This is a genomic window from Methylobacterium mesophilicum (assembly GCF_022179445.1).
In the GTDB taxonomy this organism is placed as follows: domain Bacteria; phylum Pseudomonadota; class Alphaproteobacteria; order Rhizobiales; family Beijerinckiaceae; genus Methylobacterium; species Methylobacterium mesophilicum.
Window position 1 is genome coordinate 1 of record NZ_BPQU01000014.1, and the last position, 24,691, is coordinate 24,691.

Consider the following 24,691-nt stretch of genomic DNA (forward strand, 5'->3'; position numbering starts at 1 on the left):
TCGTGCGGGCGAGGTCGGACAGGTTGTCCACCATCGCGTTCAGCGTCCGCCCCAGGCGCGCGATCTCGTCGCGCCCGCCGGAGCGCAGACGGTCGGACAAATCGCCCGCGCCGACCCGCTCGACGAAACCCATCACGGCCCCGAGCGGCCGGACGATCAGGCGGTTGATGGCAATCCCGATCCCGGCGCAGATCAGGAGCGTGATCAGGGTGCCGCCCCACAGGGCGAGGCTCTCGTTGCGCTCGGCCCGGGCGACGCGCAGCTTCAAGGCGACCCGGCGGGCTTCCTCGGCGGTCTCGATGGCGCCGAGCTTGGCCCGCAAGGTGTCGAACAGTTGCTTGCCCGCGCCCTCGGCCTCGATGCGGATCGCCTCGGGCCGGGTCGCCGGGTCGGCTGCGCCCTTGATCGCCGCCTCGCTGATCTCGGTCTGCCAGGTGCGCGCCGCCGTGGCGGCGTCGGCCAGGAGCCGCGACGCTGTCGCGTCAGTGCCGATCAGGAGGCCGAGGCGGTTGATCGCCGCGTCCAGGGCCGGCCGTCCCTGCCGGTAGGGTTCGAGGCTGCCATCCCGCCCGGTGATCAGGTAGCCGCGCAGCCCCGTCTCCTGGTTGAGCATGGCGTTGCGGAACGCGTCGAGGCCGCGGATCGTCTGGTTCGACCGGTCGAGGACGTCGTTGGCGTCCTGCAGTTGCCCGCGGGTGACCAGGACCGCCCCACTGCTGAGCACCGAGACCAGCGCGATGACGCCGATGGCGGCGCCGAGGGTGCGGTTGAGGCCCAACGTGTTCGGCATGCTCGACTGCTCCCTGCCCGGGCTTGCGGACGGCCGCGCGCGGCCGCGGCTAGCGATGGCGGGTAAGCCCATAACGCCCAAACCCCGCCTGTGCGAGCGACCGGCGGAGACAGCGCGCCGCCCTCCCCGGCGGGCTGCCCCCGGTACATCGGCGCGGCGGGCCGAGATCCCGCACGAACCAGTGGACCTTCCGGCGCACACGCGGTAGAATGGCCGTGAGGTTGATGACCGGTTCATAATAACGTTTCAGGACCCGGGGGCGGTACCCGGCGCCTCCACCAGAAACATCCTGCCCGGTGGTTTTCACGGGGTAGCGCAGACGGCCCTCATCGGGCGCCGATTGCGGCCATGGTGTTTCTGCTGGGGGCGAAGTTAGGTTCGACTGGACGGTAAAGGGACCGCGAGTTCTACCCTGTTTCGGCAGGATAAGATGCGATCTTCGGTAAGGACTCGACCGGTTCGGCGCAGGCAACCCCTGTTCCGGGCACCTGACCAAAACTCTAAATGCCAACGATAACGTTGTCATGGATGCCCGCCTCGCGGCGTAAGCATCTTGCGGCAGGGCAGCCGTAGAAACAGAACCCGGGGCTTCGGCCCCGGGGCCCACCTTTTTCCTTCCTCGCGACGATCGACGACGCTCGGTGGCCAGGCCGTGGGCGGTCGACGCGCGTCCGGACGCCCGGATCACGCCCCGCCGGCAGCAGTGAAGACTCGTCCGGGCGCGGGCGAGACTTCGGCGGCTCGGCGCATTCCGGCTTTTCGCCCGTCCACGTCCCCCGTATGGATGAGCCCGCCTCGCGCATCACACCGGAGCCCTCATGGCGCGCACCTCGTCGTTGAAATCCTGTCTCGGCATGCTCGCCCTAGCCTCCCTCGGCATGGTCGCGAGCCGGACGGCGCAGGCGGACGCGACGCTCGACCGGATCAAGGGGCGGCAGAAGTTCACGGTCGGCATCATCCTGTCGGGTGCGCCCTTCGGCTACATCGATCCGCAGAGCCGGGCCGAGAAGGGCTTCAACATCGATCTCGCGAAGGCGCTGGCCGAGAAGCTCGGCGTGAAGGTCGAGCTCGTCACCGTCACGCCGCCCAACCGCGTGCAGTTCCTGCAGCAGGGCAAGGTCGACGTCCTGATCGCCAACATGCAGTTCACCGAAGATCGCGCGAAGATCATGGATCACGTGCAGACCCCGTACGACCGGGCCGGCGGTGCCGCCCTCGGGCGCAAGGACAGCGGGATCAAGGACTGGGCGGACCTGAAGGGCAAGCCGGTCTGCATCTCGCAGGGCTCGAACTACGCGCAGCCCCTGGCCGACACCTACGGCGCCGAGGTGAAGGGCATCCCGAGCCAGCCGGAATCGATGCTCGCGCTCCAGGGCGGCAATTGCGTCGTCGCCGTCCACGTCGCGCCGACGATCAAGCTGCTGCTCGCCGACCGCCCGAACGAATGGAAGGACTACGCCATCGTCATCCCGACCGAGCTGGAGCCGGCCGACTCGGTGATCTGGCTGCGGAAGGGCGAGCGCGACACCGGCGCGGCGCTCGACGCGGCGGTGCGCGATCTCCATGCCTCGGGCGCGATGCTGGAGATGGCCAAGGCGAACCGCCTGGTCGATCCGACCTTCCTGGAGGAGGCGCGGCGCAAGTACGCCGCGCCCGCCAAGCCCTGACCGCGTCGCTGCCGGCATGATCGACCAAGCCGTCCGGGCCTTCATCGCCCTCGCGGGCGAGGTCGGCCTGCACTACGATTTCCTCCTGAGCGCGTCCGAGGTCCGGCCCTGGATCGCCGGCATGGGCACGACGCTCCTGCTCGTGCTCCTGGCGATCCCGCTGAGCCTCGCCGCCGGCGTGGCCTTCGCGGCGGCCCTGACCTCGGGGCGGCCCTGGCTCGCCGGCCCGGTGCGGGCCTATGTCGAGCTCACCCGCAACACCCCGACCCTCGTCCAGCTGATGTTCGCGTTCTTCGCGCTCAACATGCTGCTGTCGAAGGCGCTCGGCGGCGCGGCGAACAACCCGTTCACGCCGTTCTTCTGGGTGGTCGCGGTGACCGGGCTCCACATCGCCGCCTTCCACGCCGAGGCTTTGCGCGGCGGGATCGAGGCCGTGCCGGCGGCCATGGTCGAGACCGCCCACGCCATCGGCTTCTCCGCCTTCGAGGTCCTGCGCTACGTGACGCTGCCGCTGGCCCTGCGCACGGCGATGCCGGCCCTCGTGAACAACCTTGTCAACCTCGTGAAGCTCACCACCATCGGGTCGGCGATCGCGGTGGGCGAGGTGACCTACGCGTCGATCATGATCTGGACGCAGCGCGACAACGTCCTCGAGCTGATGATCGTGATCCTGCTGTTCTTCGGCCTGATCAACACGGTGCTGTCGCAGGTCGGCCGGTACGTGGAGCGTCGCCTCGCCGTCCCGGGATACGGCGTGTGAGCACCGCCGCGCTCCCCGCGCGAAGCCGCGCCACCCTCGGTCCGGCCCTGGCCTGGCTGGGCCTCGCCGCCGCCGGCTTCCTCCTGTGGTTCGTGCTCGACGCGCGGCTCGCCCGCGACCTGCTCGACTGGCTGCCCTACCTCGCCTCGGGCTTCGCCATGAACATCCTGATCAGCGTGCTCGCCATGGGCGCGGGCACGCTGGCGGGCGTCACGCTGGGGGCGATGGAGCTGTCGGCCGCGCGGCTCGTGCGAGCCCCGGCGGTGGCCTACGTGCAGGTGTTCCGCAACGCGCCGCACCTCGTGCTGATCTTCGCCACCACCTACATCTTTCCGTTCGAGATCGTGGTGGCCGGCACCTACCTGCCCTTTCCCGACTGGCTGAAGGCGGTGTTCGGGCTCGCGATCCCGGCGAGCGCCTACGTGGCCGAGATCGTCCGCGGGGCGATCCAGTCGGTCCCGACCACGCAGTGGGACGCCGCCAAGGGCGTCGGCATGTCCCGCGGGCAGACCCTGCGCTGGATCATCCTGCCCCAGTGCCTGCGCCGGGCGCTGCCGCCCTGGATGAACCTCTACGCCTCGATCACCATGAGCACGGCGCTGGCCTCCCTGGTCGGCGTCCACGAGCTGCTGCACGCGGCCACCGACGCGAGCACGGCGGTGCGCCGCGACGACTTCACCATCGCGGTCTACCTCACGGTGCTCGCCGCCTTCTTCCTCTTCTGCTTCCCGATCTCGCGCCTGACGCGGCGCCTCGAACGCCGCCTCGCCCCGCGCTGAAAGCCGATCGCCGCCCCATGGCACAGGATTCCACCCCCCGGCCGATCCTCGTCGAACTGCAGGACGTCCACCTGTCCTTCGGGGCGGCCGAGGTGCTCAAGGGCATCGATCTGACGGTGGCGAAGGGGGATGCGGTCTCGATCATCGGCCCGTCCGGTTCGGGCAAGTCCACGATCCTGCGCTGCATCAACGGCCTCGCCCAGCCGCAGGCGGGGCGGATCACGGTGGCCGGCACCCGGGTCGACACCCTGCGCACCGAGGCCGAGCGGATCGCCCTGCGCAAGCGCATCGGCATCGTGTTCCAGCAATACAACCTGTTCCCGCACCTCACTGTGATGGAGAACATCACCATCGCGCCGACCCGCATCCTCAAGGTGCCACGGGCCGAGGCCGAGGCCCTGGCCCGCGACCTGCTCGCCCGGGTCCGCCTCGCCGACAAGGTCGCGGCCTATCCGGGTGAATTGTCCGGCGGCCAGCAGCAGCGCGTCGCCATCGCGCGGGCGCTGGCCATGCGGCCGGACCTCGTCCTGTTCGACGAGGTCACCTCCGCCCTGGATCCCGAGATGGTCGGCGAGGTGCTCGCCGTCATCCGGGAGCTGGTCCGCGACGGGCTGACCAGCATCCTCGTCACCCACGAGATGCGCTTCGCCGAGGAGATCAGCGACACGATCGCGTTCACCGAGAACGGCCGGATCGTGGCGCAGGCGCCGCCGGCCGAGCTGTTCTACCGGTCCGGCAATCCGCGCATCCGCCAGTTCATCGGCGGCTTCCAGGGCTATCGGGACGCCGTGCAGGACCGGGAGGGGATCTGATGCCGAACCCGCGCACCGCCGCCCTCGCCGAGGCGATCGTCGCCGCCCGCCCGGACGCCGATCCCGCCGCCATGATGGCTGCGCGGGTCGCGCTGGTGGACTTCCTGGCCTGCGCTCTGGCCGGCAGCACCGACCCGTCGCTCGCGACGTTGCGCGGTGTCTTCGGCGATGCGCCCGGCCGCGCCTTGGTGATCGGCGCCGCTCAGCCGGCCGACCCGTTCCTGGCCGCCCTCCTCAACGGCCATGCCGGCCACGTGCTCGATTACGACGACGTGCATGCCGGCGTGCGTGGCCACCCGACCACCGTGATCGTCCCGGCGCTGCTCGCCGCCCTCGGCCCCGACGCGCTCCCCACCGCGGACGCGTTCCTGGCCGCCTACCTGGTGGGGTTGGAGACCATGGCGCATCTCGGGCGCGCGATCGGCCCCGCCCATTACGAGCGCGGCTTCCACGCCACCGCCACCCTCGGTCCCCTCGGTGCGGCCGCCGCGGTCGCGCATCTGTGCGGCTTCACCCCCGGGACGACCGCGATCGCCCTGGGGCTCGGCGCGACGCAGGCCGCCGGGCTGCGGCTGCAATTCGGATCCGACGCGAAGCCGCTCCATGCCGGGCTCGCCGCCCGCAACGGCCTGGCGGCGGCTCGCCTGGCCGAGGCCGGCCTGTCCGGCGCCGACGACGGCCTCGATGGCGCGAACGGGTTCCTGCAGGCCTACGGCTTCGGCGAGGCGGCGCCCGAGCGCGTGCTGGAGGATTGGGGCGCCCCCTGGCAGATCGTCCGCCCCGGCCTGACCCTGAAGGCGTTCCCGTGCTGCACGGCGGCCCATCCCGTGGCGGTGGCCGGCCTCGCCTTCCACCGCGAGGGCATCCGCGACTTGGCGCGGGCGACGATCATCTTCCCGCCGGGGGGCGACGCCGCCCTGGTGGTCCGGACGCCGCGCACCGGCATCGAGGCCCGGTTCAGCCCGGAATACATCCTGGCCGCGGCCCTGGTGGACGGGGCGGTGCGGATCGATCATTTCGACGCGCGTCCGGTCCGCCCCGACCTCGCGGCGCTGGCGGCGCGGGTCGAGCGCCGGCACGATCCGTCCGCCCGCCGCCTCTCCTCGGACCCGAGCACGCGCTTCGTCGTGGTGGAGATCACGGACGGTCAGGGCCAGTCGCGAAGCCGGCGCATCGACGGCCTGCCCGGGCTCACGGATCCCGACGACAAGTTCCGGGACGCGACCGCCGGTTCGGAGGCTTTCCGTCCGGTGCCCGACCTCGTGCGCAGCATGCACGACGGAAACGATCTCGCCCGCCTCCTCGGCCTCCTCGCGCAACCGCGGCAGCCGTAAGCATCCCGGCCGCCCCCGAACTCCATCCGTGAGCCCGCCCATGACGACGACCCCGCGACAGATGCATCTCGGCCTGTTCCTGCAGGGAGCCGGCCATCACGTCTCGGGCTGGCGCCACCCGCGCGCCGAGGCCGGCAGCGAGAATTTCGACCTCCTGCGGCGGGTGACGCAGATGGCCGAGGACGCCAAGTTCGACATGGTGTTCCTCGCGGACGGCCTCACCAGCGCGGTGGATGCCCACCCGTCGATGATCGCCCGCTTCGAGCCGCTGACGCTGCTGAGCGCGCTGGCGATGGTGACGCGCCGCATCGGCCTCGCTGCGACCTCTTCGACCACCTACGGCGAGCCCTACCACACCGCCCGCGCCTTCGCGTCGCTCGACCATCTGAGCGGCGGACGGGCGGCGTGGAACGTCGTCACCACCTCCTACGCGCGCACCGCCGACAACTTCTCGAAGGAGCATCCGGCGCATGACGAGCGCTACGCCGTCGCCGAGGAGTTCGTCGACGTGGTCTGCGGCCTCTGGGACAGCTGGGACGACGACGCCTTCGTGAAGGACAAGGCGCGCGGCATCTACGCCGACCCCGCGAAGGTGCGGGTGCTCGACCATGTCGGCCGCTACTTTCGTACCAAGGGCCCGCTCAACATCCCACGTTCGCCGCAAGGCCACCCGATCCTGATCCAGGCCGGCTCGTCCGGTCCGGGCCAGGATCTCGCCGCCCGCAGGGCCGACGTGGTGTTCACCGCCCAGCAGACCATCGCGGAGGCGCAGACCTTCTACGCCAGCCTCCGGCAGCGCGTCGCCGGCTTCGGCCGCGATCCCGCGACCGTGGCGGTCATGCCGGGCATCCTCCCGGTCATCGGTCGGACGCTGGAGGAGGCGAGCGCGAAGCTGATCGAGCTCGATCGGTGGACGGAGATCGCCAAGGCGATGCCGCTGTTGGAGGAGCGTCTCGGCCATTCGCTGGCACCCTACGATCTGGACGGCCCGCTCCCGGACCTCCCGATCTCGGATCAGCTGCGCAGCCGCGCCGAGCTCCTCACCGGGCTGGCCCGCCGGGAGAACCTGACCATCCGTCAGCTCGCCCTGCGGGTGGCGGCGGGGCGCGGCCACCACATGATCGTCGGCACGGCGACGGACGTCGCCGACCGCATGCAAGCCTGGTTCGAGGGCGGGGCCGCGGACGGCTTCAACGTGATGCCGCCCTTCTTCCCCGAGGGGCTGAGCGATTTCGTCCGCGAGGTGGTTCCGCTGCTGCAAGAGCGCGGCCTGTTCCGGACGGAGTACACGGGAACCACCCTGCGCGGGCATCTCGGCCTGTCGAGGCCGGAGGCGCGGTGAATCCGATCCGTGCGCTTGCGGCCCGCGCCCGTCGTTTGCAAGCGCGTCGGCTACCTACGGGTGAGCCGCGAACGCTCGGCGAGTCTCACCGCTTCCGCGGTCGACGCCTTGCCGCGGCCGGTTAGCTCAAGACTGATTCGAGGGGGCGATGCGCCGTAGCGCGATACGCCTCGATACCATTTTCCCTGCACGAGGGAAAAGTACAGGGATTTTGGGCCTGACAGCGTACGCTATCAAGCGCTGACCACACGAACCTGCAATACCCTACGATCGCCGAAAGACCCCAGCCGAATAGCGGCTCCGCCGACTATTTCCCCGTTTCATCGCTCGCGGATCCAATGGGAGTGGGACGGGTTCGTGGCGGTGCGCTGAATGGCTCAATTCGGCATCATCCATGGATCTACAACAACGATCCCGCAATCGACAAAATCTCGCACGTTACGGGTCGCCAAACGCGCGCCGCGGGAGGCGGTAATCGCAGCGATTTGACCGTCAATCTGCGAGATTGGCTGCCCAGCTCGGCGTCGGCTGGCCGCGATGTCCGCGTAGGCCATAGCCGCATCTTGATCGAAGCTCAGGATACGTCCGGCTAACTCGACCTCGAAAATCGGCTGAGCTGCTGCGAACAGATCGTCGCGACGGCGCCCCTCCGGTAGCAACGATAGGCCGTAGAAGATCTCCGCTTGCGTGAGAGTTGTGGTGAACAAGCCGGCCGAGGGTTGAGCCGCAAACCATTTTAGGACGAGTATTGTTGGCTTCGATCGCATCAATTCTGAGAGGACGTTAGTATCGAGGATGATCACTCTTCGAATCCAATGGGCTCACGGCTCGGCTCCCGCGGTGACTCCGGTAAATCGACCCCTCCCATCGCGGCGAAGCGCTCATGAATTGATTGTCCAACGCTCGTGGGGCGTGGGATCTCGGTTGAGAGCGCCGAGCGAAGGATATCGCGGGCCTCGTCCTCCATTGAGCGGCCGTTGATGGCGGCGCGGACCCGCAAGCGGGTTTTAATCGCCGCGTCGATGTTGCGGATGGTCATCACCGCCATGGCAAACTCCGTTAGTCATTGACTGCAAATTAGCGTCTGCTGAAGGGGCAGACAAGGTATCCCTGTCGAATGGGTGCAGCTGGCCTTTGAAGAAGCGGCCACAGCGCTGGCAGGCTCCGACGCCAGCTTTCGTACCGTCGTAGTTCGGAAAGCTATTGTATTTGGGTTGAAGGTGCGGCATCAAAGATTGTGCCAGGGTTGAGTCGAGTAAAGCTCGCTTTGGCGCACGGGGGCCGATCACAGCCGCGAGGCGATCGGCAGCCCGCAGAAATCTCGAAGCAGCATTGGGCGGTTCAGCCCTGAGCAGCATCGGTTTGGGACGTACGGCCTAGTCGGTCGTGCGCCAGCTGATGACTGTGTGCTGCTCGTCTGCCTTTTAAGCCAGCATCGGTCTCCATCGCAGTCAGCTTTGGAGGCACTTATGCCGAGACAAACTCAAAAACGCTCGCTCGCCGTACCGGAAGGCTTGGCCCCTCCCGGCGTCGGCGCCAACGCGATGGCCCTCGACGAGGCACCGCGCGTCTCCGTCGGGCCAGGGCTCGAAGGGCGCTACGGGCTCGCTCCACTCAACATCCTCGTAGAGAATCCCCACCGCGTACAGGTCCACTCGTCGCGGCAGGTGAACAAGCTGAGCCGTGCCATCGAGGGGGTGGGGCAGTTGGCGCCGGCCATCATCGACGAGCGCTACATGATCCTGGCCGGCCATGCCCGGCTCGCCGCTGCCCAGGGGCGGGGTCTCGCGAGCATGCCGGTGGTCCAGGTCTTCAACCTGTCGGAAGCCCAGAAGCGGTCCTTCCTGCTCAGCGACAATCGCGTCGGCCTCGATGCCCGCCTCGACCGCAAGGCGCTGGCCGGCCAGATCCCCGAGCTGACGCTGCTGTTCGAGGAGGCCGGCCTCACCTTGAGCGACACCGGCTTCGAGGTCGCCGAGATCGACGCGCTCGTGATCGACTTCGATGACGGTGCAGGAGACGCCGGCGATGCGATCGGTTCGGCGCTCTTGGGGGCGGAGACGTGTTTACGGCACGGCGATATCTTCAGTCTCGGGGTGCATCGGCTCGCCATCGGCGATGCCCGGGATGCCGATCTCCTCGACCGGCTCATGGCGGGCGAGCGGGCGGAGGTCGCGTTTCTCGATCCTCCCTATAATGTGCCGGTGCGCGCGACAGGCGGGCGCGGCCAAACCCAGCATCCGGAGTTCGCCTTCGCGTCGGGCGAGATGAGCCGCGTCGAGTTCGTCGCTTTCTTAGAGGCGAGCCTCGGTAACGCTGCCCGGGTCTCGGCGCCCGGGGCCGTACACTTCGTGTGCATGGACTGGAAGCACGTGCGCGACCTCGTCGAGGCCGGTGAGAGCGTCTACGGCGCTTTTCTCAACCTGGTCACCTGGGTGAAGACCAACGCCGGGCAAGGTGGGCTGTATCGCAATCAGCACGAGTTGGTCGGCGTGTTCCGGGTCGGGGATACGCCCCATCGCGACAACGTCCAGATGGGTCGGTTCGGGCGCAATCGGTCGAACGTGTGGACCTATCCCGGCGGCAATGGGTTTCGCGCCGGGCGCGTGGATGATCTCAACGATCACCCCACAGTCAAGCCGATCCAGCTCGTGGTCGATGCGATCAAGGACGTCAGCCGGCGCGACGCGGTGGTGCTCGATACCTTCGTGGGCTCGGGTACCACCGTCCTGGCCGGGGAGCGGGTCGGACGCCGCGTTCGGGCGATCGAGTACGAGCCGCGCTACGCCCAGATCGCGATCCGGCGCTTCGAGGAGGCTTCCGGCCGGGAAGCGATGCACCTCGAGACCGGGCTGAGCTTGGCGCAGCTGGCCGAAAGCCGGCTCGCCGAGGGGCTGCAGGGTACTGCGGCAGATCGCCCGACTTCCCCCGTGGCATCACCTTCGGCGGCGGCGGCCAGGCCACGGGTGCGCGAGCGGACCAAACCAAAGGGTTCGTAGCGGCGCGACGAACCCTACGCCACCGACTGGATCCGGCGTGATCAAGAAGACGGGGTTATGGCTCAAGGCATTTCGCTTCGAGTAATAGCCCCGTCGTGCCTAAATTATAGATTGATTGGTTCAGAGAATAATTCTAGAAATTCATTTTTTTGAATTGACGAACTGCCTCGTCGTTGGCAATAAGGTTGGTGCGCATCGGTGAGATGTGTCTTAGATCGATCAAAAAACCGGGAAGACGCTCCGCCTCAGCGCGGGTCAGTCGTCATCGTTCAAGCGAGCGGCATTCCGGCACGGTTGTGTCCTTCCTCGACGGGAAGGCGTGGCGAGTTGCTGGAGGGGGCCATGACGTACGACGATGATGATGAGCAGCCTGCTGAGCTCGGTCAGGCGAACTCACCCCCTAAACCTCCTAAGGATGGAGAGCGCGTCGGCTACAAATGCCCGCCAAAGCGGACGCGCTTTGTCAAGGGCAAGAGTGGCAATCCCGAGGGAAGACCGAAGGGAAGCCTCAACCGCTCGACCATCCGCGCGATGGTGCACCAGGTGTGGTTTGAAGAATCGATCAAGATCATCGAGGGTGGACGCGAGCGTCACATCCCGCGGTTCCTCGCTCTTTTGAAGAAGCAAGGGGATCTGGCAATTAAGGGTGACGCAAAAGCGATCAACGACAGTATCAATTTCGTCTACTCTGCTGCTGTCGAGGAGCCTGCTCCGCGGATCGCTGAAGAAACTGCTGCCGAAGACGAAGCCATCCTGCGTACGCATGCCACCGGTCTGCTCGATGGTGAGGAGACCCGTCCGGGATCGTTCATCGGCGAGGGTGGAGAGGACGGTGAGTGATCACGGGCGTCTTTTGCGCGCCTTGCTGCGCCAGAACCTCGCCGCCTTCGCCCAGAAGACGTTCCATGCCTTGGAGCCGGGGACGCCGTATTGTCACAGTTGGCACTTGGACCATCTCGCTTGGCAGTTGGACCGGGTCGCCCGGGGCGAGGTGCGTCGGCTGATCATCAATGTGCCGCCGCGCTCGATGAAGTCGATCACGGTCTCGGTCGCCTTTACGGCTTGGCTCCTGGGGCGCGATCCGACAAAGCGGATCCTGTGTGCCTCCTACGCCGCCGATCTCGCGCGCAAGCACGCGATCGACACGCGCCACATCATGGACAGCGCGTGGTTTCAGGAGCTGTTTCCGCGCTGTGAGCTCGTCGCCCGCCGCCAGCGCGACACCGAACTCGTGACCACCCTCAAGGGCGGGCGCCTGTCGTTCGGACTCGGCGGCGCGCTGACCGGGCGGGGCGCCGATGTGATCATCCTGGATGATCCGATGAAGGCCTCGAGCGCCACCTCGGAAGCCGATCGGCGGCGGGCGATCGAGTACTACGAGGGGACGCTGGTCTCGCGCCTGAACGATAAGCGGCGTGGTGCCATCGTGCTGGTCATGCAACGCTTGCACGAGGCCGACCTGTGCGGCCATCTGCTCGCACGCGCTCCCGAGGATTGGGAGGTCGTCCATCTCCCAGCCATCGCCATAGAGGACGGTGAGTTCCGGCTCAGCGATCGTCCGGGTCACGTGCATCGGCGTTTCTGCGGCGACGCGCTTCAAGCCGATCGTGAACCGTGTGAGCTGCTCGACGGTCTGCGGCGCGAACTCGGCTCGCGCACCTTCGAGGCGCAGTATCAACAGACTCCAACACCGGCGAGCGGCAACCTGATCCGACGCGAATGGCTGAGAGCCTACAGCGAGAGGCCGGCCGCCTTCAGCCGGGTCGTGGTCACCTGGGACACGGCCTCGACCCTGGGCGAGACCAGCGATTGGTCGGTGGGTCAGGTCTGGGGCGTGTGTGACCAAGATTTCTACCTGCTCAACGTCGTCAGGCAGCGTCTGGAGTTCCCACAGCTGCGGCGGGCTGTGCTGAAGTTGCACGCAGACTGGGACGCCGACGTCACGCTGATCGAGAAGACCGCCCTCGGCCACGCGCTGCTCCAGGATCTGCGGCGCACCAGCCCTCTCAGACCAATCCTGTTGCCGGCGCGCCTCGACAAGGTCGCGCGCTGCGAGGCGCAATCGGCCCGGTTCGAGGAGGGGCGCGTGCACCTACCCGCCGAGGCGCCTTGGCTTGGCGTCTACCTGTCTGAGCTGTTGGCCTTCCCAAACGGGCGTCACGACGATCAGGTGGATGCGACGAGCTACGCGCTGCACTACCTAACGGACTGGTTGCGGCGGGCTCGGCCGCCAGTCCGGCGCAGTCGGGAGAGTATACGGCCGCTGAGTTCGCGCCGCCGAGCCATCGACCCGGAGATCGTAGCGGCCGAGCCCGACGCTCAGATTCCCGAGGGCGCGAAGGTACGTTTGGTGAATGGATGCCGCGTCATCGACGTCCCGGCCTCGACGCCGATGCCGGTGCAGGACGCGCCGCGCAGCTCGAACGGTCAGACGACCCGCCGTTCCGTGCGTAACCGGAGCTGAGAGAGGTGTCTCGGTCGGCGACCCAACTGAGAGCTAACGAGTGGGCACACCCGGATGCCGTCGCCTCAATTTAAGGCCGTCAATGGTCGGACGACCGCCCGTCAGGCTGTAAAAGGCGAGCGGGCTGGGTTTTCGTCCGGCTCTCTCCCAATCGCGTGGCGCAGATTGGCATTCGACCAAGACGGCCAGCCCGTGCCGGCAAAATCGCGATCATGGCTCCAAAATATCGGCGTCGAACATCCAGGCACGGGCGAGAAGATGGGCGTCGCTTGTCGACCCGTTGCGCGATGCGACCGCATGGGTGAGCGCGCGCGATGCGATCTCGAGACGGTCAACTTAGACGATCTGCGGCACAACCTCGATTCCAACCACCAGCGCTTCGGCGAGATCGGGGGTTCCGGCGACAATCTCGGGAACGAACGTAGGACATGATGGATCTCTTCGGCCGCTCAAGCTGAGGTCCCGATGCTGCGGGCGGCGATCCCTTCGGCGAAAACCGGTCGCGATCGGCGGCCGCGAACGACACTCAGAATGATATTGGCGTCGATGACGAGGATCGAGGGCGGGGCGCGTGGTCCAGTCCGCGCGTCTTCCTGCATCACTCGGCGCCGCGTTTGGCAAACAACTCGTCGATCGCCGCTTCCTGTTCGGGCGAGCGCCGTTCCGCTGCCGCTTCAATATCGGCCAACACCTTGGTCAGATATCTGCGGGAGAGCGTATGCATGGGTACCAAGACGCCGACCGTCGCCGTGCCATTCTTGATCGGGACAGCGTGGGGTAATGCTTGGATCGCGCTGGCCGACAGTTTTTGCAAATCGCGCATGCTGATGGCCGATGTCATTGGCCGCTCTTTTTGCTCTACTGGTATGTAAAGCTGCATTACAATTTGGACAGGGGAAATGCGGCGATGGCATGCGTGTCGCAGCACGGCCACGGGGAGCCGATTATGTCGACGCATTTTCCTAAATCTACGGGCGGATCAATCAAGGAGGCTCGATTAATCGCGGTTGCCCGTTAGCTACTAGGAAAATTGATTTAAAACTTTTTGGCGAATCGGCTGCATGGACATCAAATATCAAGCTTGCCGATCTTTGAGCTGATGATCTTAGCTCGTAGAAGATTGTTTCATCAAGCCGGGATTGGCAGCAGGTCTGCCTAATCTCAGACTTGAATATCTACGACCCGCCTCTGCGATGGTGGAGACAGGTGCCTACCCTCCCGCTGCTGCGCCCCAGTCTCGCTGGAGCGTGCGATTTCGACCGAGACGGTGTGCGGTCCTTCCCGATGAGCGAGCGCCGCATCCGTGCGCGCCGTTTGCAGCATTTCCGTCGCGCGCATGACGCCAACGGTATTGATCGAGGCGGTGATCGTCATGGCTCTGGCCTCCTCGCCGGAAAGTGGACCATGGAACCTATGAGGATCGGGTTTCGTAGATCCCGTCATTTTGATAGATCTGCCTGAGCAGCTGCAGGGCGGCCGCCGGAGTACGAAATCGGCGGGAGTGATTCTGAATGCGGCACGATGAATGCGCCGCTCCCCCCTCCACGAGCTAGTACGGGTCGGCCGGGGGCGATTCGCTGGCGGATACAGGGCGCAGCCTGCCTGAAGGGGCGCGCCTGAGCTGAGTTCCAAGCCGATGGAAGCGAGGGGCTACTTGAGATGACAGACGTTGACGCCCCGCCCAGCAAGCTCGCGGAGGTCGCCGGGTTGGCGAAAGCACTGGCCGACCGGATCCTCGATCAGCACGTTGCCGGCACATCGATCCAGCCCAGCCAATTCCATATGCTGGTCAGGGCCACCCAGATGCTCCAAGACAACGATGTGCCCTGGCCGCCCTCGGTCGAGATCGTGTTTATGGAGATCGCTCAGCGCGTTGAGCAGGCTGAAGTGCATCCAGAGAGCGCGGGGGTGAGGCCCAACGGCGATGATGTCGTGGTGCACATGAGCCGGTTCGTCGGCGACGTTAAACGGACCTGAGAAAGCCGTGGACGAGGATCGCGAGTACGAGCACTCGGGTATGTCCGGCTCGTTCACTCGTGGCGGTGAGACCGTCGACGTGGAGATCTATCGGTTGGCTGGGACGCAGGATCCCTGGCAGTTGGCGGTCGTCCACATGGCGAGCGGTAGCACGGAGTGGCAGGAGCGCTTCGCAACCGAGCGGGATGCCTACCGCGCCTTTATGGGGGTCGTGGAGAGGGACGGTCTGGCAGCGTTTGGCCCGGGCATCAGCAGGGTGGTGCACTGACCCTATCGGCCGCTTCATGATGGAGCGCGCATTCGGTACGGAATCTCCACGGCGTCGTCATAACGATGGGGGCGATCCCTTTTGGCGATGTGGGCGAACTCGCCGGCACCGTAGCGCCGGACGACGGTCCAGATCTCGGAGATGCTGCGGTCCATCGCGACCGACGTGTCGGCTGACTACCGGCGTGCGATCAGGAGATAGTCTCCTGACACGACGCCCCGCATTTCGGGCAACGATGGCGTTGTTCAACGACTCCCAAGCGTCTGCTAGGCCGCACGATTAGATTGCCTTCGGGTCGCCAGTCGTATCAGCCCCGTCCTGTCAAATGGCGCGCATGCGGGCGGCTATAGTTCGCCATCAGTCAGTCGTCGCGCTCATGCCGCCGCCGCGATGTCGAGCCCCTTGGCCGTGACGAAAATAAAGCACCCGTTTTGCGAAGCGTCTGCGCGGCGGTTGAGACGAGTGCTGATCCGCACGGCGTTACGGCTTCTCACATCCCAAATACTGAGGGCGACTCACTGGAAACTGAGGAGGTTCGCCATGACAGCTCCCCAAACCCTCGCAACGGTCTTTGCTTTGATCTCCGTCGGTTCGGCTCTGGCCCTGGCTTTGATGGCATCTGCGTCGGCAGCGCTCGATGCCTTGGCTGCGGCACGCGATCGGTCGTTGGTGAGCGTCCGAGATGACCGGCCCGGACCACTCTCGACCGCAGTATGCCGGGCGCACCAGATGGCCCTCGCACGCGTCCATCTGCAGTAGCGGAGCGGAACCGAAGTCACGGGTTCACCCCTGGCAAGGCGCCAACACGTCTTTGCTCGCGTCCTCGCAGTCGGCCTCCGCACGGAGCTTCCACGATCGCGTGCATGATCGCGCTGTAGCAGTCGGCAAGTTGCTGGGTCCTGCGTCCGATCTCGACCCGTCGAGGATCAGCGCGTAGCCGCTGGCGGACCTCTCGCTCAGCGCAATCGGCCGGGTCGGCGGCGCTGAAGGTCTCAGCTGCTGGCATCTTCCGCCGCGACGAACTAACCCCGCGCCCACAACTTCGTCGCCACAACCAAAAGATGTCTTACGAAGGCAGGCATGAGCCTTTGTATTGTATTGACGTCAATAGATATCGATTGTTTGCGCAATATTCACGGCTGCGTGCAGCATGGTGATGAGCGTATACGCTCTCTGAACAACGACTAGGGGTGCATTTCGATGATTGATGACCGGTCGGCTGACAATACAAGCTGCGATGAGCCGCCCTCGGCCGCCGCACAGGAGGCGAATGGTGTGGCGTTTCTCCTTGCCAGCGCGGCCTACCTGACGCTCGCGGGGGCGCACCTGCGTCGTGAGGGATCGGACGGTCTCGCCTTGATGGACGAGATCGAGGACCAAATCACGGAAGCGCTGGACAGCTTCGCCGCTGAGCACGCGAGCGACGTCGCCCACCCCGACATCATGCTGCATGCGATGCGCAAGGTTCGCGCTCTTATCGATGCCGGACGCTCAATGGCACCGGAGGGACGTTCCCTCCAGTGATGCGGTCCACCCGCGAGGGGTGATCGACCTCGATGGTCCCGCGCTGATCATTATGGGCTCAGGCATGCTGCTGGCCCGCTGCTCGAGGGGGCGCAGCTCGAAGCGGATCGCCCGGCGGGTTGCCGCAACAGACGATTTGGCCGGATGGATTTCGGCTGCAACAAACAGGACATCGCCCTGTAGGTCAGACCATTTAGCCCCCATCCGAGCCCGTAATTCTGCGGGGTGGACGGAGGGCGTCATGCTCAACGATCGTGCCAACTCAAATCGGGCTGCAGCGTACGACGTGCTAGCTCACGAACGCGCGGTTCGAGATCCCTCTCGCCGCATGAAGGCATTGGGGTTCGCCTGCCTCGGCATGGCATTCCTCGGGACAGCAAGCACGGTGGTAGCGCCGCGAGACATTCCCACGCACGCTTCCGCGGCGACCGGCAAAGATCACGGATAAGACGCGACCGAAGGTTGGATGCAGATTCCCGGCGGCTCCTGATCCGGGGCGGTGCCGGACCCGCGGCACCGCCGCCAGGTCGCGGCTCGGTGCCCACACGCGCAGCCAAGACACCTGTGCGTGCTTGAACCGCTCGCGCCACTTGCCGTCGGTCTCGTCGTTGCCGACCGGCTTCATGGCACGGGATTAGGCTCCCTTCCAGGTCCACGTCGGCGACCTTCTGAGCGCCGTCCAAGTACCCACCTCAATGGACAGCCTATCGAGATGCGCCACGCCGAGGGGCCGATACGAGCACGCACGCAACGCGAAACGGCTGGGGGATGACCCCAGCCGCGACGTCTACGATGCAGCGGACGCTTAGCGCAGGAGCTGCAGGATGCCCTGCTGCGCCTGGTTCGCCAGCGACAGGGCCGAGATGCCCAGCGACTGACGGGTGGACAGGGCTTGCGAGTTCGCAGCTTCAGCGTTCAAGTCAGCGGACGTCAGGTTCGATGAGCCTGTGTCGAGCACGTTGACCAAGTTCTTAGTGAAGTCCTGACGGTTCTGCACCACCGACAGGTTCGAACCGAAGGTCGACGAGTCCGTCCGCAGCTGGCTGGAGGCGGTCGTGAGCTTGTTCAGGGTCGTGTTGATGTCGGCGTTGAGCAGGAAGTTGCCCTGCCCGATCGTCGACGTCTTCGTCGAGGTGCTGGTGATCGAGGTCAGCCCCAGGCCACCCGAGGTCTCGTCGGTCGCGGTGACCGTGAGGTTCGAGTTGCCCTTCGGGTTGAAGTTGATCGTCAGGTTGTTGTTGTCGCTCTTGCCGTTGATCAGGTTCGTGCCGTTGAAGCTCGAATCGCCGGCGAGCTGATCGATCTGCGTCAGCAGGCTGTTGTATTGCGTCGCGAGCGTCGCGCGGGCTGTGACGCCCGACACGCTGAGGTCCGAACTCTGTCCGGCCGCGGCGGTGGTGCCGTAGGTCGGTCCGGAGGAGGCCGTGCCGCCCGAGAAGCCGAGCGCGGTCTGGTCGGCCGAAGTCTTGAATTCCAAGTCGGATGACGCGTTCATCACGATCTTGGTGCCGTCGGTGCTCTTCGAGAAGCTGCCGGCGCCGACCGCGGCATTGAGCTTGGTCAGGGCCTGGTCGAGGGTGTCGGCCGTGGCCAGCGCGACGGTGGTCGCCGAGCCGTTGACGTAGAGGTTCAGGGTGGTTGCAGCGGCCGGGGCCGAGTAGGCGGTCGAGGCAGTGCCGGTGGTGGTGATCTGGGTGGACAGCGCCTGATTGGCGACCGACTTGGCCTGATCGACCAGCTTCTGGATCGAGGTGATGCCCTGGTTGGCGGCCTGGATCGACTGGATCCCGTTCGAGATACCGTCGAGCAGGTTGCCGAGGTCGCCCGAGCGCTGGCTGAGGGACTGCGAGGTGAAGAAGTTGACCGGGTTGTCGAGGGCCGAGGAGACCTTCAGGCCCGTGGAGAGCCGGTTCTGGGTGGTCGCGGTCAGCGCAGCCGTATCCTGCAGCGAGAGCAGGTTCTGGCGGGTGGCCGCGGTAAGCGTGACGCTAGAAGACATTAGTTACGCATCCATCATTGAGCGTGCACTGCTTTTTTGCACGATAGGATGAATGAAATCTTATTGCGGTGGCACTTCAAGAAACTCTTCGCTCGATGGTCCGAGGAGATCGAGGTGCTGCTTGTACGGACCTCTCTCCCTCGATCGCTGCTCGGGCGATGGCGTTGGAGGAGCTGCGCCGCTATCGCGGGCTGGTGCCCGCGGTCCCGTAAGGCGAGGGCAAAGGTGCGCCGGATTACGGCTGACAGCCATCTGCCGTTTCGGAACCACGTCACCCTGAGTTCCTTTTTCAAACTGGAGCGCAATGGATCGAGAGCGTGCGATGAGTCGTACCGAACCAACCCCAGCTCAAGAGGTAGTCACAGAGGCTCCTTCTAACGCTCGCCCCTATCCCCCGAGTGACGTCGCCGTGCGACCGCAGGGGCCTCGATCGCCCGGCGAGTCCGAGCCCGGTGATATGGGTGCCTTTGACGACAAGGAGTACGAGGAGCCGCAGCACGAGAGTACCAAGGGCAACGGCAAAAGCGGGTATCGAGGCGCCTGACGAAGGACCTGGGTGTGCCGCAACGCCCACCTCGTCTGAACCGCATCAGCTATCGTCTGCGTCAAACTTAACATCACAACCACGAGCGGCGTTTCAGGCGACGATTGGTGAGTTCGGCCTCCGTCGCCGGGATGAAAAAGCCCCCGTCACTGCAATTCCGATGGGATCCTGGATAAATAAAGGCCGGGCGCTTGTCGGCAGTGATCAGTGGTTTTTGGCCTCCAGACCTCCCTCAGGCTCCGTCATCTGTCGCTCGAGGTCCTGATTGACGTCGTCGATCAGTGTGTCGTTAGGCCGAGGTCGCCGCCTCGGAACGCCTAACTGATTCTTATCCCTATTGGCTCAGAATCGGTCGAGCACGATCGCGGTTCGAGTACTGCAGCATGACGTATCCTGTTCCCGCTAATGAACTTGAACGCCTCGCCGTTTTGGAAAATCTCGACCTACTCGATACGCCGCAAGATCCCGCTTTTGACGATCTTTGCCGAGAAGCCGCCCTGACCTTCGACGCGCCGGTCGCACTTATCACACTGCTCGACGCGCGGCGGCAGTGGTTCAAGTCTCGCGTCGGCTTGGACATTTGTGAGACGACGCGAGACGCGTCATTCTGCAATTATGTAGTCGCACAGGACGTAGTCTTGATCGTTCCCGATGCGCGGCAAGATTCGCGGTTTGCCTCGAATCCGCTCGTGGTCGGACCACCGCACGTGCGGTTCTACGCGGGGGCTCCGCTCTACTACGGAGATGGCATCCGTCTCGGTGCGCTGTGCATCATCGATCAGCGCCCGCGCACCGCGAATGAGATCGACGTCCCCACGTTGCGACATTTGGCTGACCGGGTCGCGGGCGAGATTTGGGTCCGGCAAGCCGCGCGTTCTGCTGAACATCAGCGTGTCTGAGTTCGCCCCGCTGCCACAGGAGGCTTGAGCGATGCTACGCTCGGACGCACGTGTTCTCATCGTCGATGGTCAGGTGGCGGTCGCGCGCCTCGTGGCCAAAATTTTCGGCTCAGCCGGTCTGACGAATTCGGATGTCGCCTTCGACACCCTCACCGCACGCGGGCAGATCGAGGCGACCGCACCCGACATCGCGGTGATCGACGCGCGGGTCGGTCCGATGCGCGTCACCGCATTTATCATGCTGGTACGGAGGCTGACGGACAATCGGGCGCTGACGTTCGTGATGACCACCTCGCGAACTGGCGAGATGGTGGAAGCGGCGGGCGAGGCCGGCGTCGATGGCGTGCTGTTGAAGCCGTTTACGCCAGCCGATCTGAGCGCGCAGATCGCTGCTGCGGTGGAGAGGAAGCACGCGTTTCCTCACGGCAAGTGGGATCACTCACGGCCGACCGTCGTGGTGATGGATTAGCCGAGCGGGCGTTCGTGGCGAAATCGAATTGCCCGCGTCAACGTCCACCTCGGTTCATGACCGCGTTCGAGCGAGCTACAAGAGGCGAGCGGGCCAAGCTTGGTCTCTGGCACGGGCTTCTGAACCACGACCGACACGCTGCCGTACTGCTTCTATCTTCGTACCGCCAATGACCCGGGTATGGCCGACCAACGCGTCGCCGCGGTCCGTGCCCTGCATCGCCTCGAGAGCCGTCCCGGCATTTTACTGGCCAACCCCTCCTTAAGGGGGCGGCTTCCCCGACATCAGGGCGCGGTAGGCCCTGGTGAGGCCGAGGGCGAAGGCCTAGCTTTTGACCGCGACGGCCGCAGAGGTACTGATCGATCGGGTCCGGCCGAGTACGGCTTCGCAGGGATTGTCTCGGACCAGGATGCCTGGGAAACGGTGACGGCGAGAATGTCGCTCTGCGTTTCACATCCATGAGCGAGCTCCTGACCATCCCGGAGATCCATCACGCCATCGAGATCGGCGCGGACCTGATCGCGCTAGGGCCGACATGCTTTTGCCGCGAGCTGATGGGACTGCCCATGCACGCAGCCGCATTGAGGTCGCCGGTATCCGGCCGAGTCTCGAAACCTCGCGGATCGCCAGCGTCAGGGACTGGTCCATGAATATGGAAGCTCGGAAGGCCGGCGGACAGCCCATCGCCGCCCCTCAGAACCAAAAAGCGATCGCCAAGGTCCTGCAGCGGTTACCAAACGTTCCCAGCTTCCGGGACCGCAAGAAGGGTGTGACGTCCTACCAGAGCCACGTCAAAAGCGATCCCTGGATCCTGATCCTGTTCGTGGTCTGCTTCGTGGTGCCGACGCTGGTTGGGGCGCTGTACTATGGCCTGATCGCCTCGGATCGGTACGTGACCGAGGTGAAGTTCGCCATCCGCCCCTCGGTCGGCACGGCCGATAAGGCGGCGCCCGATGCCGTCGGCACCAGTGTCGGCGTGGTGAGTTCGACGATCGCGCAAGACACGCTGATCACCCAGGAGTACATCCTGAGCCGGCCGATGCTGGAGCAGATCGAGGCCCAACTGCCGATCCGCGAGTGGTTCGGCCGCGACAGCGTCGATTACGCGTCCCGGCTCAACCCTGAGAAGCCGATCGAGAAAGCCCTTCGCTACTGGAAACGGCGGGTGTCCATCGACGTCGAGTCAGCCTCGGGCATTATGGGACTGACGGTAGAGGCGTTTGATCCGGACGAGTCCCTGGCGATCACACAAGCGATCCTGAAGGATGCCGAGCAGATGCTGGGCAACCTCAGTTTGAGGGCGCGTGAGGATGCTTTGGTCGAGAGCGGGCGCGAACTGAAGATTGCCGAGGAACGTGTCGCCAAGCTCGAGATCGCGCAGACTGACCTGCGCAATCGGGAGGGTCTGCTCGATGCCCAAAAATCAAACGAGGCCAACCTCAAGCTCGTCTCAGAGCTGCGAGGCGCCCGCATCAACTTGGCCGTTCAGCAGTCGATCGGCCAGCGGGATCTCGGTCCAGAATCCCGCCGGATGATCGATATCAAACAGCAAATCAGAGATCTCGATGACAACATCGCTCGAATAGAACGGCAAGCTACCGGTCAGGATCCGAACCAGAAACGTCAGCTCGCAAGCGCGCTGACGCGGTTCGAGGCTCTCGACCATGAGCGGAAAAGCGCAGTCAAATACGCCGAAGAGGTTCGTAAAGCGAATGACCGAGCACGGATTTTAGTCGCTCGGCAACCTCAGTTCTTCAGTATGATTACCGCACCAATCAAAGCGGATTCCGCCACGGAGCCTCGGCGCCTTTTAATGATAAGCTTGGTGTCTGCCGGAGCTGCTGTTTTCTTTGCGGCAGCCATGTTCACTCGGAAGACGATGATGAGTTGATGCCGAAAGCTGAAAACTCATCCCCTGCCCTTCTGTAAAATAGATCTGTCTTATTGGAGCATGCCAAGCGCGCGATGTGCTTGGCATGTCATCCCACCCCACATGCCGCATTCATTGTAATGCCTGTTTGACAAGGCGCTGAATATTCACTGATAAAACCAAATGGTTTAAACTGATAAAGATGCTATCGGAATGATGCTCCCCGCCCCAAGGCAGATTCGACAGGATGAGATCAATTGGCGAATCTGAACGGCTATCGAGCAGTAAATGCGCGTAGCTGTTCAGCGAGCTCTGATCGCAACATCCAAAAGTCGGGATGAAGATAAGAGAATGACTGCTCTCTTTTCTCAAAAATATGCTGTCCGACTGAGGGCTTAATGCGGTCTCCCCAATCCTTGAGTAGCACCCTTTCACAATCTGAGAAGCCCGACATCTCGTAATTTAACGAAAATTGTTTCACGTAGTCTCTCGACTCCGCGGTGATATTTGCGGTTAACTCGTGCGCTCGCGAATGCTGGATAAGTTCGCTACCTCGGGAGCCAATGCTATTCCAAAATCGCATTATTTCGGATTGGATGTAATTGTAGGATGAGTTTGCGCTGGTGTCGAAGTCGCCTGGGACTGTAAAATCAAGTATCTCTCCGGCGAATTGACGTACGACGTCTGCGATGGTGTCGTACAAAAAGATTTCAATGGCGTCGCGGCCAAAGACTTCGGCCCAATTTTTGAGCATCACGCCCGGAATGAGGAGATGAAGGCTGTTTGGATGTGCGAGGCAATTGATTGTGAATTCGATAAAAGTTTGCGTACTTCCGTGCTTGACCTGCTCTTGCCACCATGGATGCAAGCTTTGCAGGAAGTTTCTGGCGTAATAGACGACTGATACCTCGGCGCGGCCTAGATATTTTTTGAATTTGATAAGCGCGCTTTGTGGAAGATAGCAAAACTCCTCGCTTGAAAGCACGCAAGTGGTTGAAGAGTTCTCGATTTCCGTCCGGAGCCTGCTCAATTCGCCAGCGTCGGATCTATAGATCGCTTCCGCCAGGGAGTGGTGTGCGAATTGGTTAGTTTCCAGGCATGGGTAGCAAAAGCTCGAATTTTCGCTCCGCGAAAATCTAGAGAGCATATGTTGTATGGACGTTGTGCCCGTTTTGTGAGGTCCGATATGTATGATCAGTCTTTTGTGCATGTTTAAAGCATTTTTCGACGTGCGTTCCGATCGGGTGGAGTGCACAGAAGGTTTTAGGCGCAGTTATTTTGGTTGCGTTAAGGCAGGGATTTAATTAAAGCCAGCTCGTTCAGCAAAAAAGGTAGCTTTAGCAGCGCATCTCAGAAAAAGAGCGCTCGCTACTGTCAGGTTGAGATCTTCTATCTTGACTGAATCTCTGCGCACTGAGGTGCATCAGCGTGCTGATGAGCGGCATGGCTGATGCGGTGATGCTTCGTCCTTCAGTCACGAGCGTTAGGTCTGGTTCATTCGGCGCCTCGTAGGGGGCGGAGATGCCGGTGAAATTCGGGATTGTGCCTGACCGGGCTCGTTCATAGAGGCCCTTCGGATCTCGGGCCTCACAAATTTTGAGTGGCGTATCGACGAAGACCTCGAGAAACGCGACATCGCCTGCAGCAGCTCGTGCCGCCGCGCGCTCCTTGCGAAATGGCGAGATCAGTGACACGATGGTTATGACCCCCGCCTCCGCCATCAGCTTGGCGGTCTCGGCGGCCCGGCGAATGTTCTCGATCCGGTCGGCGTCGGTGAAGCCGAGATCTCTGCTGAGCCCATGCCGTAAGTTGTCGCCGTCGAGCACCATGGTGGCACGACCAGCCTGGGTCAGTTTCCGATCGACAGCGTTGGCGATGCTGGATTTCCCCGATCCCGAGAGACCGGTCAGCCATGCGATGACCGGTTGTTGTCCGAGCGTGCGCCAGCGAAGTTCGCGCGCCTGCAGCGTGTGCCACGTCAGATTGCGGTCCCCGCCCAGGTCGGATGATAAACCCACGGTTCGCCCCTCGATCGACCCCCAGATAGATCTTACACGAAACCGTGATAGGCAGTGTTGCCTCAACGTCACGTTGAGTGACTGTTCGCTCTGAGGTGGTGGCCTCGCTTTAGCGTCGACGGGTCAAACAGTCGGGTCTCGGTCCCCGTCGGTTCAATGCAAGGGCCCCGATGCCT

23 protein-coding genes and 1 other RNA gene are annotated in these 24,691 nt (G+C 64.2%); 16 read left to right on the plus strand and 8 right to left on the minus strand.

The features are described from left to right. Positions 1-790 (minus strand): CHASE3 domain-containing protein (locus MFF40_RS15160; protein WP_238261101.1); only part of this gene is annotated, 790 nt, incomplete at its 3' end. A gap of 229 nt (positions 791-1,019) precedes the next feature. Here MFF40_RS15160 and ssrA point away from each other — a divergent pair. From ssrA to MFF40_RS15195, 7 genes are all read left to right on the plus strand, one after another. After that, positions 1,020-1,191, plus strand: a transfer-messenger RNA (tmRNA) gene (ssrA, locus tag MFF40_RS29060). 417 nt (positions 1,192-1,608) lie between these two features. After that, on the plus strand, positions 1,609-2,457 hold the full coding sequence (locus MFF40_RS15170) for a transporter substrate-binding domain-containing protein (RefSeq protein WP_147856061.1): 849 nt from the start codon (positions 1,609-1,611) through the stop codon (positions 2,455-2,457). A 16-nt stretch (positions 2,458-2,473) separates the two neighbouring features. Then, positions 2,474-3,217: an amino acid ABC transporter permease gene (locus tag MFF40_RS15175; protein WP_147856062.1), complete on the plus strand. Its 744-nt coding sequence runs from the start codon at positions 2,474-2,476 to the stop codon at positions 3,215-3,217. A gap of 47 nt (positions 3,218-3,264) precedes the next feature. Then, the gene (locus tag MFF40_RS15180; RefSeq protein ID WP_238261274.1) at positions 3,265-3,996 is read left to right on the plus strand and encodes an amino acid ABC transporter permease; all 732 of its coding nucleotides are present in this window, start codon (positions 3,265-3,267) and stop codon (positions 3,994-3,996) included. A 17-nt stretch (positions 3,997-4,013) separates the two neighbouring features. Next, positions 4,014-4,808: an amino acid ABC transporter ATP-binding protein gene (locus tag MFF40_RS15185; RefSeq protein ID WP_147856064.1), complete on the plus strand. Its 795-nt coding sequence runs from the start codon at positions 4,014-4,016 to the stop codon at positions 4,806-4,808. Beyond that, positions 4,808-6,142: an MmgE/PrpD family protein gene (locus MFF40_RS15190; protein ID WP_238261103.1), complete on the plus strand. Its 1,335-nt coding sequence runs from the start codon at positions 4,808-4,810 to the stop codon at positions 6,140-6,142. Before MFF40_RS15185 ends, MFF40_RS15190 begins: the two co-directional genes overlap by 1 nt. Positions 6,143-6,182: 40 nt before the next feature. Next, positions 6,183-7,484 carry an LLM class flavin-dependent oxidoreductase gene (locus MFF40_RS15195; protein WP_238261106.1) on the plus strand — a complete coding sequence of 434 codons (1,302 nt, stop codon included), beginning with the start codon at positions 6,183-6,185 and terminating at the stop codon, positions 7,482-7,484. A 377-nt stretch (positions 7,485-7,861) separates the two neighbouring features. Here MFF40_RS15195 and MFF40_RS15200 read toward each other — a convergent pair whose 3' ends face one another. Together MFF40_RS15200 and MFF40_RS15205 are read right to left on the minus strand one after the other, a co-directional pair. Further along, on the minus strand, positions 7,862-8,287 hold the full coding sequence (locus tag MFF40_RS15200; protein WP_238261108.1) for a type II toxin-antitoxin system VapC family toxin: 426 nt from the start codon (positions 8,285-8,287) through the stop codon (positions 7,862-7,864). Next, the gene (locus MFF40_RS15205) at positions 8,284-8,532 is read right to left on the minus strand and encodes a FitA-like ribbon-helix-helix domain-containing protein (RefSeq protein ID WP_238261110.1); all 249 of its coding nucleotides are present in this window, start codon (positions 8,530-8,532) and stop codon (positions 8,284-8,286) included. Before MFF40_RS15205 ends, MFF40_RS15200 begins: the two co-directional genes overlap by 4 nt. Before the next feature lie 496 nt (positions 8,533-9,028). Here MFF40_RS15205 and MFF40_RS15210 point away from each other — a divergent pair, with 496 nt between their 5' ends. The 3 genes from MFF40_RS15210 to terL all read left to right on the plus strand — a co-directional run bounded on the left by MFF40_RS15210 (position 9,029) and on the right by terL (position 12,947). Further along, complete coding sequence (locus tag MFF40_RS15210; RefSeq protein WP_238261112.1) at positions 9,029-10,483, plus strand: DNA modification methylase; 1,455 nt, start codon at positions 9,029-9,031, stop codon at positions 10,481-10,483. Between the two features lie 342 nt (positions 10,484-10,825). Next, a complete protein-coding gene (locus tag MFF40_RS15215) occupies positions 10,826-11,323 on the plus strand; it encodes a DUF5681 domain-containing protein (protein ID WP_238261115.1) in 498 nt (165 codons plus the stop codon). After that, positions 11,316-12,947 (plus strand): phage terminase large subunit, encoded by a 1,632-nt coding sequence (terL, locus tag MFF40_RS15220; protein ID WP_238261118.1) that lies wholly within the window; start codon positions 11,316-11,318, stop codon positions 12,945-12,947. Before MFF40_RS15215 ends, terL begins: the two co-directional genes overlap by 8 nt. Positions 12,948-13,545: 598 nt before the next feature. Here terL and MFF40_RS15225 read toward each other — a convergent pair. Together MFF40_RS15225 and MFF40_RS15230 are read right to left on the minus strand one after the other, a co-directional pair. After that, on the minus strand, positions 13,546-13,788 hold the full coding sequence (locus MFF40_RS15225) for a hypothetical protein (RefSeq protein ID WP_238261120.1): 243 nt from the start codon (positions 13,786-13,788) through the stop codon (positions 13,546-13,548). Positions 13,789-14,108: 320 nt separating this feature from the next. Beyond that, positions 14,109-14,321, minus strand: coding sequence for a hypothetical protein (locus MFF40_RS15230; protein WP_147909739.1), 213 nt, complete (start codon positions 14,319-14,321; stop codon positions 14,109-14,111). 285 nt (positions 14,322-14,606) lie between these two features. Here MFF40_RS15230 and MFF40_RS15235 point away from each other — a divergent pair, with 285 nt between their 5' ends. The 3 genes from MFF40_RS15235 (at position 14,607) to MFF40_RS15245 (ending at position 16,716) form a co-directional block, all read left to right on the plus strand. Then, positions 14,607-14,924 (plus strand): hypothetical protein, encoded by a 318-nt coding sequence (locus tag MFF40_RS15235; RefSeq protein WP_238261122.1) that lies wholly within the window; start codon positions 14,607-14,609, stop codon positions 14,922-14,924. Positions 14,925-14,931: 7 nt separating this feature from the next. Continuing rightward, entirely contained in the window at positions 14,932-15,192 is a 261-nt protein-coding gene (locus MFF40_RS15240; protein ID WP_238261124.1) for a hypothetical protein, read from the plus strand. A 1,200-nt stretch (positions 15,193-16,392) separates the two neighbouring features. Beyond that, positions 16,393-16,716, plus strand: a complete 324-nt coding sequence (locus tag MFF40_RS15245; RefSeq protein ID WP_238261126.1) for a hypothetical protein — start codon at positions 16,393-16,395, stop codon at positions 16,714-16,716. Between the two features lie 805 nt (positions 16,717-17,521). Here MFF40_RS15245 and MFF40_RS15250 read toward each other — a convergent pair. Beyond that, positions 17,522-18,715 (minus strand): flagellin N-terminal helical domain-containing protein, encoded by a 1,194-nt coding sequence (locus MFF40_RS15250; protein WP_238261128.1) that lies wholly within the window; start codon positions 18,713-18,715, stop codon positions 17,522-17,524. Between the two features lie 927 nt (positions 18,716-19,642). On the opposite strand from MFF40_RS15250, the gene MFF40_RS15255 reads away from it, so the two are divergent. The 3 genes from MFF40_RS15255 (at position 19,643) to MFF40_RS15265 (ending at position 22,518) form a co-directional block, all read left to right on the plus strand. Further along, positions 19,643-20,158, plus strand: a complete 516-nt coding sequence (locus tag MFF40_RS15255) for a GAF domain-containing protein (RefSeq protein ID WP_238261130.1) — start codon at positions 19,643-19,645, stop codon at positions 20,156-20,158. 31 nt (positions 20,159-20,189) lie between these two features. Next, on the plus strand, positions 20,190-20,627 hold the full coding sequence (locus MFF40_RS15260; RefSeq protein ID WP_238261132.1) for a response regulator: 438 nt from the start codon (positions 20,190-20,192) through the stop codon (positions 20,625-20,627). 646 nt (positions 20,628-21,273) lie between these two features. After that, complete coding sequence (locus tag MFF40_RS15265) at positions 21,274-22,518, plus strand: KpsE/RkpR family capsule polysaccharide export protein (protein ID WP_238261134.1); 1,245 nt, start codon at positions 21,274-21,276, stop codon at positions 22,516-22,518. Positions 22,519-22,771: 253 nt separating this feature from the next. On the opposite strand, the gene MFF40_RS15270 is transcribed toward MFF40_RS15265, so the two are convergent. Both MFF40_RS15270 and cysC read right to left on the minus strand, forming a co-directional pair. Beyond that, on the minus strand, positions 22,772-23,482 hold the full coding sequence (locus tag MFF40_RS15270; RefSeq protein WP_238261136.1) for a hypothetical protein: 711 nt from the start codon (positions 23,480-23,482) through the stop codon (positions 22,772-22,774). 352 nt (positions 23,483-23,834) lie between these two features. Beyond that, complete coding sequence (gene cysC / locus MFF40_RS15275; protein WP_238261138.1) at positions 23,835-24,515, minus strand: adenylyl-sulfate kinase; 681 nt, start codon at positions 24,513-24,515, stop codon at positions 23,835-23,837. Positions 24,516-24,691: the final 176 nt, after the last annotated feature.

What these genes read in the sequence shown, in the direction of transcription:
- MFF40_RS15170 (WP_147856061.1), top strand. Translation starts at nt 1,609, where the DNA reads ATGGCGCGCACCTCGTCGTTGAAATCCTGTCTCGGCATGCTCGCCCTA.
- MFF40_RS15175 (WP_147856062.1), top strand. Translation starts at nt 2,474, where the DNA reads ATGATCGACCAAGCCGTCCGGGCCTTCATCGCCCTCGCGGGCGAGGTC.
- MFF40_RS15185 (WP_147856064.1), top strand. Translation starts at nt 4,014, where the DNA reads ATGGCACAGGATTCCACCCCCCGGCCGATCCTCGTCGAACTGCAGGAC.
- MFF40_RS15190 (WP_238261103.1), top strand. Translation starts at nt 4,808, where the DNA reads ATGCCGAACCCGCGCACCGCCGCCCTCGCCGAGGCGATCGTCGCCGCC.
- MFF40_RS15195 (WP_238261106.1), top strand. Translation starts at nt 6,183, where the DNA reads ATGACGACGACCCCGCGACAGATGCATCTCGGCCTGTTCCTGCAGGGA.
- MFF40_RS15205 (WP_238261110.1), bottom strand. Translation starts at nt 8,532, where the DNA reads ATGGCGGTGATGACCATCCGCAACATCGACGCGGCGATTAAAACCCGC.
- MFF40_RS15210 (WP_238261112.1), top strand. Translation starts at nt 9,029, where the DNA reads ATGGCCCTCGACGAGGCACCGCGCGTCTCCGTCGGGCCAGGGCTCGAA.
- MFF40_RS15215 (WP_238261115.1), top strand. Translation starts at nt 10,826, where the DNA reads ATGACGTACGACGATGATGATGAGCAGCCTGCTGAGCTCGGTCAGGCG.
- MFF40_RS15225 (WP_238261120.1), bottom strand. Translation starts at nt 13,788, where the DNA reads ATGACATCGGCCATCAGCATGCGCGATTTGCAAAAACTGTCGGCCAGC.
- MFF40_RS15230 (WP_147909739.1), bottom strand. Translation starts at nt 14,321, where the DNA reads ATGACGATCACCGCCTCGATCAATACCGTTGGCGTCATGCGCGCGACG.
- MFF40_RS15235 (WP_238261122.1), top strand. Translation starts at nt 14,607, where the DNA reads ATGACAGACGTTGACGCCCCGCCCAGCAAGCTCGCGGAGGTCGCCGGG.
- MFF40_RS15245 (WP_238261126.1), top strand. Translation starts at nt 16,393, where the DNA reads ATGATTGATGACCGGTCGGCTGACAATACAAGCTGCGATGAGCCGCCC.
- MFF40_RS15250 (WP_238261128.1), bottom strand. Translation starts at nt 18,715, where the DNA reads ATGTCTTCTAGCGTCACGCTTACCGCGGCCACCCGCCAGAACCTGCTC.
- MFF40_RS15255 (WP_238261130.1), top strand. Translation starts at nt 19,643, where the DNA reads ATGACGTATCCTGTTCCCGCTAATGAACTTGAACGCCTCGCCGTTTTG.
- MFF40_RS15260 (WP_238261132.1), top strand. Translation starts at nt 20,190, where the DNA reads ATGCTACGCTCGGACGCACGTGTTCTCATCGTCGATGGTCAGGTGGCG.
- MFF40_RS15265 (WP_238261134.1), top strand. Translation starts at nt 21,274, where the DNA reads ATGAATATGGAAGCTCGGAAGGCCGGCGGACAGCCCATCGCCGCCCCT.